Here is a 15,284-nt window from a genome sequence, read left to right on the forward strand (position 1 = left end):
TTAGTAGGCAGTCTTTCCGGTAAAGCCTTTGAATACGGTTTTAAAGATGATTTTTAGATCAAGCCAGGTTGACCATGACTGAATGTATTTGATGTCAAACTCAACGCGCTTCTGCATTTTTTCTAAAGTATCTGTTTCGCCGCGGTAGCCGTTAACCTGCGCTAAGCCAGTGATGCCTGGTTTCACTTTGTGTCGCAGCATGTAACGATCAACGATGGTTCGATATTCTTCATTGTGCGCGACAGCATGCGGACGAGGACCAACGATAGACATACGGCCCTGCAACACATTGATAAACTGTGGAAGCTCATCCAGCGAGGTTCTTCGAATAAATGCCCCAAAGGGTGTGATTCTAGGGTCATTTTTTGTGGCTTGCTTGACGATAGAGCCGTTGTCCATTGTGCTCATTGAACGGAATTTCCAGACTTTGATGCGACGACCATCCAGCCCGTAGCGGTATTGTTTAAAAATGATTGGGCCCGGTGATGAAAATTTGACGCCGATGGCAACACCGATAAGTACTGGGCTGATCAGTAGAATGATCAATGAAGCAAGTACGATATCCTGAGCGCGCTTAAACCAACCATTGGTACCGTAGAAAGGGGTGTCATGAATACTGATGGTCGGTATATTTCCTATCGCGCTCAATCGAGATTGGATAAGGTTGTAGACAAAGAAATCCGGTATCAAATAGGTATTTGCCGTGGTATCTGAAAAGTCTTTCAGATACGCAGTGATACGTTCATTTGCCTTCAGTGGCATCGAAATGTACACATGCTGTGCGTCACCACTTTTAACAAGCTCTAACGCTGAAGGAACATTGCCTCTAAATGGGGCTGGAAGATTGTCGATATCTAGACGGCTGGCTTCCCTATCATCATAAAAACCGCTCACTTTGATGCCAAGTTCAGGGTGCTTTGTCAATTGGTGAGCGAGTCGAATACCATTCTCTGTCACCCCTATGATAATGGCTTCTTTCTTATTATATCCGTAATCGCGAAGTTTCTTTAAAGTCTGTTTGGCTGCATATCGCCAAGTAATAAGTATTACTGGTGTGGCTATCAACCAGACGCCAGTAACAACACGTGAATAATCAGTACTTGTTTTAGTAAAGAAAGCCAGAAAAACTAACGCAATGAAAGTAATAAACCATGCCTTGCTAATACTTAGTGCTTCTTCCCTAAAAAGATGAACTCGCCAAGAGCGATAGAGTTCATTTTTCTCTGCTATAAGCATGTATACCAAAATGGCATAGCTTCCCAATAGTAAATCTTTTTGAATGAACTGATTGGTATAGGACGTAGATATTACGTAAAGTGTCAATAATATAATGAGACAGTCAATCGTTCTATATAGAACATGTAGTGCGCCGTAGTTACTATGTAATTTAAGAGTGGAATCCATTTTCTCTGACCTTAGATAACTAATCGATGATCCATCGTTGGCTTGTGATTTTCGACGCTACCGCCCTTGAGTGTCGTTCCCAAAGTACGAAATCAAAAGAGATGCTTATTGATTGTTTTGATAATAATTAGATTTCCCGTGTCATAAGTTTGACGCAGTAAAAGATGGCAGGATATTAACATCAGAAATTCACGGGTTTACATAGATATTGAGTGTTGGATTTGACAATAAGTCATTCGTGCGTGATGCCACACAAATGAATGTAAATAACATATTAGACAGTAAATAAATTACGGCTCATAACAAAAAAAAACGAATAAAAATGATAGGACTAACAGTAAGGTAATAGATCAGAAAACCGCTAAAACATTATTATTGTTAAGGTGTTAGATGTGAATTCGGTCATTATGTCTATTTACTAGGTTATTACTCTGACTAGTGATGACTTTGTAATATATAAATAGCACCTTGGTACGAAGTGAAAAAAGTCGAAACTAATTTTGGTTAAGTTGATCGCGACCGTATGTGCTATTTATGTGGGTGGTAGGACTGTATATGGGGCTGCGGTGTAGAAAAAAGGCTTTCCACTTGGGAAAGCCTTTATTTAACGATAATAGTTTAGGCTTAAGCCTTTGAGTAAGCCTCGTTGTGAACTGCTGCCACAGCTCGACCAGATGGGTCTGCGCTGTTTTTGAAGCTCTCATCCCACTCAATCGCCTTGGCACTTGAACAGGCGATTGATGGGCCGCCTGGAACACATTCTGCCGCTGATGGCAGTGGAAACAGCTCTTCAAAGATCTCACGGTAAACGTAAGCTTCTTTGGTTTGTGGTGTGTTGTAAGGGAAGCGGAAGCTGGCTGATTCCATTTGCTGGTCAGTGATTTTCTCCTCTGCAACGGCACGCAGGGTATCAATCCAGCCGTAGCCAACGCCATCTGAGAACTGCTCTTTTTGGCGCCATGCGATTGAATCTGGCAGGTAGTGCTCAAAACACTCACGCAGGATGTGTTTTTCCATCTTGCCGTTGCCACACATTTTGTCCTTCGGGTTTAGGCGCATCGCTACATCGATAAACTCTTTGTCGAGGAAAGGTACACGACCTTCTACACCCCATGCCGCCAGTGATTTGTTCGCACGCGCACAGTCAAACATATTCAGAGCCAGCAGTTTACGCACAGTCTCCTCATGGAACTCTTGGGCGTTTGGGGCTTTGTGGAAGTATAGGTAGCCACCGAAGATTTCATCTGCACCTTCGCCGGACAGTACCATTTTGATGCCCATGGCTTTGATTTTACGACCCATCAGGTACATCGGCGTGGATGCACGGATAGTCGTTACGTCGTAAGTTTCAATGTGATAGATAACATCACGAATAGCATCCAGACCTTCCTGAATGGTGTAGGTCATTTCGTGGTGAACAGTGCCAATTTTCTCAGCCACTTCACGAGCGGCTTTCAGATCCGGCGCGCCTTCCAAGCCAATCGCAAAAGAGTGAAGCTGTGGCCACCATGCTGCACTTTGGTCATCATCTTCAACACGCATTGCGGCGAAGCGTTTAGCCACTGCTGAAGTGATAGAAGAGTCCAAACCGCCCGACAGAAGAACACCGTATGGTACGTCAGTCATCAGCTGACGCTTAACTGCGGCTTCCAGCGCTGCTGTCAGTTCTTCTTTGCTTGAGGTGTTGTTTTCAACCGCTGCGAACTCATTCCAATCACGTACATAGTAGCGAACAGGCTCAGCATCTTTAGAACCGTAGCTGCAACCTGGAGGGAATTCGCTGATGGTTTTACATACTGGAACCAGCGCTTTCATTTCAGAAGCGACATAGTAGTTGCCGTGCTCATCATAGCCCTGATAGAGAGGAATGATACCGATATGGTCGCGGCCGATCAGATATTCGTCTTTTTCTTCATCGTAAAGCGCAAAAGCAAAAATGCCGTTTAACTCTTCGAGAAGGTCAGCACCTTTGTCTTGATAAAGAGCCAGAATCACTTCACAGTCTGAATCAGTTTGAAAATCGTACTTGCCTTCGTAACGCGCACGAATTTCTTTGTGGTTGTAGATTTCGCCGTTAACCGCCAATACTACTTTGCCATCTGGGCTGTAGAGAGGTTGGGCGCCAGAGTTCAGGCCAACAATGGCCAGACGCTCGTGCGCAAGAATAGCGCGCTCAGATGAATAAATGCCTGACCAATCTGGGCCACGGTGGCGTAGTTTCTTCGACATTTCCAACGCACTTTCTCGTAGTGCGGTTGCATCTGACTTAATATCCAGAATGCCAAATACAGAACACATAAATCCCTCTCTAAACTTCCTGCTGCCGCCTTTCAAAGGCGCGTTTTATTTTGTGTTGTGTCCAATTTGCCAACTTGAATAAAAAAAGCAAGCAACAACGAGAAAAAAAATATCAAACTTAGTGTGTGGTTAGAAATAATTTATCAAATACGGGGTTTAGGTGAATGATAGTTAGGTTGTGATTAAAAAAACGCCAATTTCAAGTGTGAAATGGCGCTTTCAAAAGGTTAGGAGGAAGAAAGTTAGCCTAGTGAGGCATACGCTCTTTTACATGTCGCGCGAAGCCAGAGCCTGCTTCTCGGTAAATGTTGTAGGCCTCATTAACACCAAGCGCTTTGAGCTGTTCCAGTTCGTCGGCATAACGTGCGATAGCCGCCACTCTACCTTTGTAGTTGAGCTGGTTGATCTGCTCCATTGCAATGGTATTGGCATGACTGTTTGGCATTGCCAACAAGATCAGTTCAATTTGCTTTGAAGACGTTACCCGAGACCAGAAGTCTGGGTCCGTTGCATCTCCCAGAATGACGTCGCGCCCTTCACTGCGGTGGCGCTCAACGGAATCCTCACGTGCTTCGATACCAAGCACGGCTTGTGGGTAATCATCCGACAGTTCGTCGTAGGCACCAGTGCCGATACGTCCCATTCCAAGGATAACGACTCGAGCGTTACCCAAGCTGATAAGTTGGTCGTTGTGGTGCAGCTTATTCGGGTTGGGGTCGTGGAGCTTGTCAGACGCATAGGCGTAAATTCTATGGCTGAAGGTGTTGAGAGGTGCTGCCAAAACGAAAGACAAAGAAACAGCAATGGCAATCGCTACTAACACGCTGCCAGGCATGATGCCCATCTGGTAGGCGATACCGCCAACGATCAAGCCAAACTCACTGTAGTTAAACAAAGTTAGAGTAGCGAAGAGTGATGTGCGTACGCGGAATTTAAACCCGTTGAAAATACAGTAATACAAAAGGCCTTTAAGCGGCAGAAGGAAGAGAAGTATTACTGCGATGAAAAAGCCTTGAAGTGTCGGTTGTTCTGACAGGCCAATGTTTAGGAAGAAACAAACTAAAAAGAGTTCCTTTAGGTTGAATAAGGATTTTGCCATTTCCGACGCGCGGGCGTGGCCTGCCATTAACATCCCCAGAATAAGGGCACCTAGGTCTGGCTTCATACCAACTGCATCGAATAAGCCAGCGCCAGCGACCAACGCAAGGAACACGGCGTAAAGTACCAGCACTTCGCCATGGCCAGCCCTGTCGAGCAGTTTAAACAGCAAAGGGCGGGCGAGAGGTAAAGCAAACAACAACAGCGCTTCAACACCCGGTACTTTGCCTGAAGCTATGGTTAGGAAAATCACTGCAAAAATATCCTGCATGATGAGGATACCAATAGCGAGTGTGCCGTAGGTTGCGTTCATCTCGCCTTTTTCTTGAAGGGCTTTAATGGCAAAAACGGTGCTGGAAAAGGAAAGTGCGAAAGCAATCAGAGCGAGATCATTGAGATTCAGACTGGCAAATGTCGACATGCCAATAGCTTTTAACGCCACCAAGCACAGAGTAAAGAGGGCAGTGGTTGCCATGTTATGGAGCGTTGCACCGAGCCAGATTTCTTTGTTCAGTAGGGATTTGACATCGAGCTTCAAGCCGATCGTAAACAGCAATAGGGTGACACCAAGATCTGCCAGGGTTTGAATCAACGGTGTACTTGTGTAACCCGCTGCATGCAAGGCAAAGCCAGCGATCAGAAAGCCAACAAGAGGTGGCATTTGACAGCGGAGCATAAGAAAGCCGCTGATGAATGCGACAGCAATAATGACTAAATCCATAAACCTGTAAACGTCCTAGAAAGAAGGTGAGAGCTGAAAACGGAAATGCTGAGTATCAACTCTGAAAAGTTGGTTGCAATGATAAAACAAAGGCAACGCTGGTCACCAGCATTGCCTTTGTAACATTTTGCAAACTATGCGCTTAATTCAGCATCAGTTTTGTTTTTAGTCTTCCAGCAGTTTTTGAAGCAACGCTCCGTTCAACATAGCACGCTTAACCAGAGCGAATGCGCCGAGTGTTGGCGTTGAAGAGAGCCCTGCCGCAACGATAGGGAGGTTCTGATGGAAGGTACGCAGAGATTGGTTTTCAATACAGCGTTGAATCGCGGGGAAAACAACGCTCTTTGCTTCCGTGATTTCGCCTGAGATAACCACCTGTTGTGGATTAAATAGGTTGATGGTCATGGCGATGGCTTTGCCAAGATGGTTACCCACTTTCACCAGAACCTGACGTGCCAGCTCATCGCCCGCCACAGCAGCACGGCAGATGTCTGATACGTTCAAATCTTTCTTGCCTTGTAACATGCTGTCGTGGCCTTGGGCCAACAATTGTTGAGCATGTTCTATGATCGCTGGGTTGGAGGCAACGGTTTCCAAACAGCCAAAGTTGCCGCACTGACATTTCTTGCCGAGCGGATCAATTTGGATGTGGCCAATCTCGCCTACGTTACGGTTATAGCCCAGAAACACCTGACCGTTAACGATAATACCTGCACCTGCACCGTTATGAACACTCACCAGCAAGGTGTCATAGTAATTTTTACTCACCCCGAAATAATGTTCTGCCAATGCCTGACCACGGGTATCATTTCCGATGAAACACTGCACGCCAAACTCATCACGAATTAAGTCACTCAGCGGTAGTTTATCAATCGTAATATGTGGCATGTATTCAACGATACCCGCTTCAGCATCGACAAGGCCTGGCAAGGAAATAGCCACCGCAATCAGCTCTCTGACGACGTCTTGGTTTGAAGCAAGGAAGGTATGAAGCTTGTAGATCAGCCCTTCAATCAGTGTGTCCTGATTAGGGTAGTGGAATGGTTCGTCATGCTCTGCCAGCGGATTACCAGCGAGGTCGAACAAGGTCAGTTCGATGCGATCACGTCCAAGGCGGACGGCCAAAGAGTGAAAAGGTGCACATTCGGTGGTCAGCGATATGGCTCGTCGGCCACCGGTGGAAGCCTGTTGCGCGACTTCTTTGATTAAGCCGCGCTCCAGTAACTGGCGGGTGATTTTGGTAACACTGGCTGGTGCAAGGCTGCTTACATCAGCAATTTGGATTCGAGAAATCGGCCCTTGTTGGTCGATGAGTCGATAAACGGCGGCACCGTTTAGCTGTTTGACCAGATCTACGTTACCAATTTGTCCGCCTGTCATAAGTTTCCTAATTCAATGTGTATTCGCCGTTAACCACAGTCGCTTTGACATTGAATTCACGGTCGAACACGGTCAGGTTGGCCACATATCCTTGTTTGATAGCGCCAAGCTTGTCATCCATGCCGATTGCACGTGCAGGATACAAGGTTGCCATGCGTACCGCTTCATCCAAAGCGATGCCTACATGTTCGACAGAGTTCTGTACTGCTTCAATCATGGTCAATGCCGAACCGCCAAGCGTGCCATTTTCATCAACACACTTACCATCTCGGTAATATACTTTCTTGCCAACAAAAATAAAGTGATCCATGTCTGCTCCTGCAGGCGCTGCTGCGTCGGTAACCAGAACAAGTTTTTCACCCTTGAGTTTGTGTGCAATGCGGATGTTTGCATAGTCAACGTGGAAACCGTCTGCGATAACACCGGTATAAACCTCTGGTGTGTCGTAGATTGCGCCAACCATTCCTGGCTCACGACCCGCGATTGGGGTCATTGCGTTGAAAAGGTGAGTCGCGAACGTGATACCTGCTTTGAAACCTTCGCGTGCTTCAACGTAGCTAGCGTTGGTATGACCTGCTGAAACCACGATGCCTGCTTTTGCCAGCTTTTCGATGTGTTCAGAAGGTGTTAGCTCAGGTGCCAGCGTGACTTTCGTTACCACGTCGGCGTTAGCCGCGATGAAGTCAATCATGGCATCATCAGAACGGCGGATGTAATCCACGCTGTGAATGCCTTTTTTAGCAACGTTCAGGTAAGGACCTTCCAGGTGCAGGCCAAGCGCTTGGTTAGCGTACTGCTCTCGGTAATCACGAATCGCACTGACAGATGCCTTCATATCTTCATCAGAAGATGTGATCAGGGTAGGCAGGAAGCTGGTGCAGCCAGACTTGAGGTTTGCCAAGTGCATCGTCCGGATGGTGTCCGCTGTCACTTCGTCGTTGAACATTACACCGCCACAACCGTTTAGTTGCAGGTCGATGAAACCAGGAGTCAGGAATGCGCCGTCCAATGAACGGGTCTCAATGCCCTCAGGCAAGTCGTTTTCTGGGCAGATGTTCTGGATCAAGCCGCCATCAACGACAACGGCATGATTATCCAGCACTTCGCTACCGGTGAAAATTCGGCAGTTTGTCAGTGCGTACATGAATACTTCCTTCCCTTACAGGTTCTTGATGTTTTCTGCTTCCAGCTCTTGGAAGTACTTAACCGTCTTCACTTTCAGCTCAGCAGTTGATGGCTCATCACATACCATCAGCGCTTTAGGGTGCAGTTGCAGAGCAGATACAGTCCACAGGTGGTTTACTGAACCTTCAACAGCTGCTTGCAGTGCCAGTGACTTATTGTGACCGGTGATCAGAATCATGACTTCTTCAGCGTCTAACAGCGTACCAACACCAATCGTCAGCGCGTGCTTAGGTACCTGGTTGATATCGTTATCGAAGAAGCGCGAGTTTGCAATGCGTGTGTCTTCAGTCAGTGTCTTGATACGGGTGCGTGAAGACAAAGAAGACGCTGGTTCGTTAAATGCGATGTGACCGTCGTTACCTACGCCACCCATGAATAGGTTAATTTTACCGTAGGATTTGATCTTGTCTTCGTAGCGCTTGCACTCAGCGTAGTGATCTTCAGCGTTGCCGTTCAGCAGATTGATGTTTTCTTCTTGAATATCAATGTGGTTGAAGAAGTTGTTGTACATGAAGCTGCGGTATGATTCTGGGTGGTCTGCAGGGATGCCACAGTACTCGTCCATGTTGAAAGTTACAACGTGTTTGAAGCTTACTTCGCCCTGCTTATGAAGGTTAATCAGTTGCTTATAAGTGTTCAGAGGGGTGCCACCAGTTGGCAGGCCAAGAACAAACGGACGATCTTCGGTTGGGGCAAATTTGTTAATCGTATCAACGATATGACGTGCTGACCAAAGGCCTACTTCATGTGCTGTTTGTAGCGGGATAAGTCTCACGGGACACCTCTCAGTTAATTCAAATTCTGACTATACATGATAGTGGATTTGTATCTTAGTTTTCATCATAAAATAAGTTTTATGAGCGTGCTAGCAAAAAACCCGATCTTGTAGTGTTTTGAGTGACGATAATCACAATTGCATCCGTTTTAATTTGCGGGGCGAAATTAATGGAATAAACTCCTCCTGACTCACATTGGATAGTAAAAAAAGTCCCATGTTGTCATTACACATCTGAGAAAGAACCACTATAGGGGGAACAAAGGTGAATATTCTCGGTTATTTCCAAAAAGTAGGTAAAGCGCTGATGGTGCCAGTCGCCACGCTTCCTGCTGCTGCAATTCTGATGGGTGTTGGTTACTGGATTGACCCGAATGGCTGGGGTGCGAACAGCGCACTGGCAGCATTCTTGATCAAAGCGGGCGCCGCAATCATCGATAACATGTCTGTACTGTTCGCGGTTGGTGTTGCGTACGGTATGTCTAAAGATAAAGATGGTGCAGCTGCACTGTCAGGCTTCGTTGGTTTCCTCGTTGTGACCACGCTGCTGTCTCCAGGTGCGGTTGCGCAAATTCAGGGCATCGACCCAAGCGCAGTGCCTGCAGCATTCGGTAAGATCAACAACCAGTTCGTAGGTATCTTGGTTGGTATCGTATCTGCTGAGCTGTACAACCGTTTCTCACACGTTGAACTGCACAAAGCACTGGCATTCTTCTCTGGTAAGCGTCTTGTACCTATCCTGACCTCTTTTGCTGGTATTTTCATCGCGTTCATCCTGATGTACGTATGGCCAACCGTATACGGCGGTCTGGTAAGCTTCGGTGAAGGTATTCAAGGCATGGGCGAGCTGGGTGCGGGTGTATACGCGTTCTTCAACCGTCTTCTGATCCCTGTTGGTCTGCACCACGCTCTGAACTCAGTATTCTGGTTCGACGTTGCTGGCATTAACGACATCCCTAACTTCCTGGGCGGTGCTAAGTCTATCGCTGAAGGTACTGGTGTTGTAGGTGTGACTGGTATGTACCAGGCGGGCTTCTTCCCAATCATGATGTTCGGTCTGCCAGGTGCGGCACTGGCTATCTACCACTGTGCGAAGCCAGAAAACAAAGAGAAAGTTGCATCTATCATGCTGGCTGCTGCTTTCGCATCTTTCTTCACCGGTGTAACTGAGCCTCTGGAATTCTCATTCATGTTCCTGGCACCTGGTCTGTACGTACTGCACGCACTGCTGACTGGTATCTCTGTATACATCGCAGCATCTATGCAGTGGATTGCAGGCTTCGGCTTCTCTGCAGGTCTGGTGGATATGGTTCTGTCTACCCGTAACCCACTGGCGGTTAACTGGTACATGCTGATTGCTCAAGGTCTGGTGTTCTCGGTTATCTACTACACCGTATTCCGTGCAGCTATCCTGAAGTTCAACCTGGCAACTCCAGGTCGTGAAGAAGATGACGAAACTTCTTCAGACGTTCAAGGTTCAGCAGAAACTGGTGTTCTGGCTCGTCAGTACCTGAAAGCTCTGGGTGGTCACGACAACCTGACTAACATCGATGCATGTATTACTCGTCTGCGCCTGACTGTTAAAGACGGCAGCCAAATCGACGAGAAAACACTGAAAGCACTGGGTGCGATGGGTGTTGTTAAACTGGGTACCAACAACCTTCAGGTTATTCTGGGCCCACTGGCAGAAATCGTTGCTGGCGAAATGAAAAAAGTCGGCACTACTGAAGACCTGTCTGACGTAAAACTGCCTTAATAAAAAATACTGACTAAACAGTCAACATAGCCGGCCTCTAACGGGGTCGGCTTTTTTTGGGCCTTTTTTAAGGCTATTCGTAGGGAAAATGAACAATGAACAAAACATTTAAGATGGGTATCTTGTCTGTTGCGATTGCTTCAGGTCTGGCTGGTTGCAGTTCTCTGCAGTCAGACGCAGCGCAACAAGGAAAGGTTGATGCACTGGCTTCTCAACTGAATATCAGCTATGACGTGGAGACAAACCACGGTGCACAGGAAGGCATGGTATGTCAGGATATGGGAGCAGAGTGGGCTTCTTGTAACAAGATCCTGATGACTGTGGTTAACGAAGGTGACGCGATTTCTGGCAACGACTGGAAAATATACTTGCACAGCATTCGTGTCATTCTGGATGTTGAGAACAAAGATTTCGCGATTGAACACATCACCGGTGACCTTTATGTGATGACTCCAACGGCATCCTTCGAGGGTTTTGCAGCTGGCGAAACAATCGAGATCCCTCTTATTCAGGAATACTGGACGCTGTTTGAAACTGACTTTATGCCTCGTGCATACGTGACAGCAGGTAATGCTATTCCTAAAGCGATTGCTTCGCTGAACACAGAAAACGTCGATGCTTACGTGGCAGAGATCGAAGGCAAGAACTGGAAGCGTACGCCGGAAGATAACAACGTGCTGGCGACTGCTGCATCCCGTTATGCGAAAAACAGCGATGTCGCTGCACTGGCAGAAGGTGCAATTGAAGCCTCTATCATTCCAACTCCGCTGAAAACCAAGCAAATGCGTGGCGCGCTGCACATTGCCTCAGGCTTCGCAGTAACCAACAACGCATTGGATGCTGACCAACTGGCAGCATTCGAAAAGCGCGCTGAGCTTCTGGACGTGAATGTTGAGGGTGACATCGCGCTGAACATCAATGTTGATGCGAAAGCGTTCGAAGGCAAAGAAGCGGTATCAGGCGCATACAAACTGGCAGTGAATGCTGGTGGTGTTGAAGTGCTGGGCTTCGATAGTGTGGGTGCATTCTACGGTCTGCAATCTATGCTGGCGCTGATGGACAACGGTGACGACGAGATGCTGCCTTGGGTAGCTATTGAAGATGCACCTCGCTTTGAATACCGCGGTGTGATGGTAGATGTTGCGCGTAACTTCCACTCTAAGGAAGCAATGCTGCGCACTATCGATCAGATGGCGGCATACAAGCTGAACAAGCTACACCTTCACCTGACGGATGATGAAGGCTGGCGTTTGGAAATTCCGGGCCTCCCTGAACTGACTGACGTAGGCGCAAACCGCTGCCACGACCTGAGCGAAACCTCATGTCTTCTGCCACAGTTGGGTTCAGGCCCAAGCACTGACAACTTTGGTTCTGGCTACTTCTCGAAAGCGGATTACATGGAAATTCTGCGTCATGCGAAAGCACGCGGTATTGAAGTGATCCCAGAAATCGACATGCCTGCGCACTCACGTGCGGCGGTGGTTTCTATGGAAGCGCGTTACCAGAAATATGCAGAGCAGGGCGATCTGGCGAAAGCAGAAGAATTCCGTCTGATGGATCCGCAAGATACGTCTAACGTAACCACGGTTCAGTTTTACGATAAGCGCAGCTTCATCAACCCATGTATGGACTCGTCCATGAACTTCGTGAACAAAGTGATCACTGAAGTAAAAGCGATGCACGACGCTGCTGGCATGCCGCTTAACACCTGGCATTTCGGTGGTGATGAAGCGAAGAACATCAAACTGAATGCAGGCTTCCAAGATACCAACGCAACTGACCAGGTGGCGTGGAAAGGCAATATTGATCTGAGCCAGCAAGACAAGCCATTCGCTAAGTCTCCAATGTGTCAGAAGCTGATCGAAGAAGGTGTGGTATCTGATTTTGGTCACCTACCAAGCTTCTTTGCGGAGAAAGTCAGTGGTGCAGTTGCTGAGCAAGGCATTGAGAACTTCCAAGCATGGCAAGACGGCCTGAAGTATTCAAAAGATGCTTCAGCGTTCAAAACCGAAAACACCCGCGTGAACTTCTGGGATGTGCTGTACTGGGGCGGTGATGCATCTGCATACGACTGGGCTGCGAAAGGTTACGACCTGATCGTCTCTAACCCGGACTACGTGTACATGGATATGCCATACGAAGTAGACCCGAAAGAGCGTGGCTATTACTGGGCAACCCGTGCAACTGACACTCGCAAGATGTTTGGGTTCGCGCCAGAGAACCTGCCTCAGAACGCAGAAACGTCAGTGGACCGCGATGGTAACGGATTCAATGGTAAAGGTATCGTTGAACACAACGAAGGCTTCCATGGTCTATCTGCACAACTTTGGAGTGAAACCGTTCGTACTGATGAGCAATACGAATACATGGTATTCCCTCGTGTGATTGCCGCCGCTGAGCGTGCATGGCACAAAGCAGACTGGGAATTGGATTACCAAGTGGGTAAGCAATTCAACCAAGAGACTTCTCACGTTAATAAAGATGCGCAACTGCAAGACTGGACGCGCTTTGCCAATGTGATGGGTCAGCGCGAAATGGCGAAACTGGATGCATCAGGTATCAACTACCGCATTCCTGTTCCAGGCGCCATCATGCTAGACGGCAAACTGCACATGAACATCAGCATGCCGGGTCTGCCAATGCAATACTCTGTAGATGGTGGTCAATCTTGGATGGACTACGTCGCTCCGGTAGCTCTTGACAACAATGCTAACGTAGAAGTGCGTGCATTGAGTGCAGATAAACAACGCGAAGGTCGCGCGGTTTCTCTGTAATTTCCCCCTTAAAGCATCAAAGCCCGCACTTCGCGGGCTTTTTTTTGTTCAAATGGCGTGAGAGCGTTCAGTAGTGGTTGAGTAAATAGCCACGATCGGGGATTATTGGGCGTTATTTAAAGTCTATTCAACCAAGGCGCTGAACGACAGCATCTCAAGTTCGCCTGGGTATAAGATCTGGATCTTCCAACGAGGTATTTTTTGATGAGTGAGTCTGAGGCTCGTCCAACTAACTTTATCCGTCAAATCATTGATAAAGATTTGTCAGGTGGTGTTCACAACACTGTTCACACGCGTTTCCCGCCAGAGCCAAATGGCTATCTGCACATCGGTCACGCAAAGTCGATCTGTCTGAACTTTGGTATCGCCCAAGATTACCAGGGTCAGTGCAACCTGCGTTTTGACGATACCAACCCAGAGAAAGAAGACATCGAGTTCGTTGAGTCTATCAAGAACGATGTGAACTGGCTGGGCTTCCAATGGGATGGTGAAGTTTGTTATTCGTCTGACTACTTCGACCGTCTCCACGGGTATGCGGTAGAACTGATCGAAAAAGGTTTGGCTTATGTTGAAGAACTGAGCCCTGATGAGATCCGCGAATACCGTGGCACCCTGAAGGAAGCTGGTAAACACAGCCCATACCGCGATCGCACTGTGGAAGAAAACCTGGCGCTGTTCGAAAAAATGAAGAACGGCGAATTTGCTGAAGGCAAAGCCTGTCTGCGTGCAAAAATTGATATGGCTTCACCATTTATGGTGATGCGTGATCCAGTGCTCTATCGCGTACGTTTTGCACACCATCACCAGACCGGTGATAAGTGGTGCATTTACCCAATGTACGACTTCACACACTGTATTTCAGATGCGATTGAAGGCATTACTCACTCACTGTGTACGCTGGAATTCCAGGACAACCGTCGTCTGTACGACTGGGTTCTGGAGAACATCACTATTGAGTGTCAGCCACGTCAGTATGAGTTCAGCCGTCTGAACCTGGAATACACTGTGATGTCAAAGCGCAAGCTTAGCCAACTGGTCAGTGAAAATCTGGTTAATGGCTGGGATGACCCACGCATGCCGACCATTTCTGGCCTGCGTCGTCGCGGTTACACGCCTGCATCAATTCGTGAGTTCTGTAAGCGTATTGGTGTCACTAAACAAGACAACACCATTGAGATGAGCTCACTGGAGTCTTGCGTGCGTGATGACCTGAACGAAAACGCACCTCGCGCGATGGCCGTGCTTGACCCAATCAAACTGGTTATTGAGAACTACGCAGAGGGTGAAATCGAAACGCTGAATGCAGCTAATCACCCGAACAAACCAGAAATGGGCGAGCGTGAAATCCCATTCAGCCGCGAAATCTGGATTGAAGCTGAAGACTTCCGCGAAGAAGCGAACAAGAAGTACAAGCGTCTGGTGCTGGGTAAAGAAGTGCGTCTGCGTAACGCATACGTCGTGAAAGCTGAACGCTGTGACAAAGATGCTGATGGCAAGATCACCACGGTTTACTGCACCTATGATCCAGAGACACTGGGTAAAGACCCGGCAGATGGCCGAAAAGTAAAAGGCGTTATCCACTGGGTATCTGCGGATGCAGGTGTTGAAGCGGAAATCCGCTTGTACGATCGCCTGTTCACTGTGCCGAACCCTGGCGCAGCTGATGACTTTGCAGCGACCATTAACCCTGAGTCACTGACCGTGGTTCGTGGTTACGTGGAGCCAAGTCTGAAAGCAGCAGAAGCTGAGCAAGGCTACCAGTTCGAGCGTATGGGTTACTTCTGCGCAGATCGTAAAGACAGTAAAGAAGGTGCACTGGTATTCAACCGCACGGTCGGTCTTCGCGATACATGGGCGAAAATTGGCGACTAACGAGCCTTAAAAACAAAAAAC

The 15,284-nt window shown here is 47.7% G+C and carries 9 protein-coding genes; 3 read left to right on the plus strand and 6 right to left on the minus strand.

Annotated elements, in window-relative coordinates; all coding sequences use genetic code 11:
* From RN22_RS15910 to nagB, 6 genes are all read right to left on the minus strand, one after another.
* The gene (locus RN22_RS15910; protein WP_046305703.1) at nt 1-1,404 is read right to left on the minus strand and encodes an undecaprenyl-phosphate glucose phosphotransferase; all 1,404 of its coding nucleotides are present in this window, start codon (nt 1,402-1,404) and stop codon (nt 1-3) included.
* Nucleotides 1,405-2,028: 624 nt separating this feature from the next.
* Nucleotides 2,029-3,702, minus strand: a complete 1,674-nt coding sequence (gene asnB / locus RN22_RS15915; protein WP_046305705.1) for an asparagine synthase B — start codon at nt 3,700-3,702, stop codon at nt 2,029-2,031.
* 247 nt (nt 3,703-3,949) lie between these two features.
* Nucleotides 3,950-5,521, minus strand: coding sequence for a cation:proton antiporter family protein (locus RN22_RS15920; protein ID WP_046305707.1), 1,572 nt, complete (start codon nt 5,519-5,521; stop codon nt 3,950-3,952).
* 165 nt (nt 5,522-5,686) lie between these two features.
* A complete protein-coding gene (locus tag RN22_RS15925; RefSeq protein ID WP_002539586.1) occupies nt 5,687-6,901 on the minus strand; it encodes an ROK family protein in 1,215 nt (404 codons plus the stop codon).
* Between the two features lie 7 nt (nt 6,902-6,908).
* Nucleotides 6,909-8,045: an N-acetylglucosamine-6-phosphate deacetylase gene (gene nagA / locus RN22_RS15930; protein WP_046305708.1), complete on the minus strand. Its 1,137-nt coding sequence runs from the start codon at nt 8,043-8,045 to the stop codon at nt 6,909-6,911.
* A gap of 15 nt (nt 8,046-8,060) precedes the next feature.
* Nucleotides 8,061-8,861, minus strand: a complete 801-nt coding sequence (gene nagB, locus RN22_RS15935; RefSeq protein ID WP_002539584.1) for a glucosamine-6-phosphate deaminase — start codon at nt 8,859-8,861, stop codon at nt 8,061-8,063.
* Nucleotides 8,862-9,126: 265 nt separating this feature from the next.
* On the opposite strand from nagB, the gene nagE reads away from it, so the two are divergent.
* The 3 genes from nagE to glnS all read left to right on the plus strand — a co-directional run bounded on the left by nagE (nt 9,127) and on the right by glnS (nt 15,263).
* On the plus strand, nt 9,127-10,617 hold the full coding sequence (gene nagE / locus RN22_RS15940; RefSeq protein WP_002539582.1) for an N-acetylglucosamine-specific PTS transporter subunit IIBC: 1,491 nt from the start codon (nt 9,127-9,129) through the stop codon (nt 10,615-10,617).
* A 95-nt stretch (nt 10,618-10,712) separates the two neighbouring features.
* Nucleotides 10,713-13,391, plus strand: coding sequence for a beta-N-acetylhexosaminidase (locus RN22_RS15945; RefSeq protein WP_046305709.1), 2,679 nt, complete (start codon nt 10,713-10,715; stop codon nt 13,389-13,391).
* Nucleotides 13,392-13,595: 204 nt separating this feature from the next.
* Nucleotides 13,596-15,263 (plus strand): glutamine--tRNA ligase, encoded by a 1,668-nt coding sequence (gene glnS, locus RN22_RS15950; RefSeq protein WP_046305710.1) that lies wholly within the window; start codon nt 13,596-13,598, stop codon nt 15,261-15,263.
* The last annotated feature ends 21 nt before the right edge of the window (nt 15,264-15,284 follow it).

Origin of the sequence: Grimontia sp. AD028, assembly GCF_000973155.1 — a bacterium.
Lineage (GTDB): Bacteria > Pseudomonadota > Gammaproteobacteria > Enterobacterales > Vibrionaceae > Enterovibrio > Enterovibrio indicus.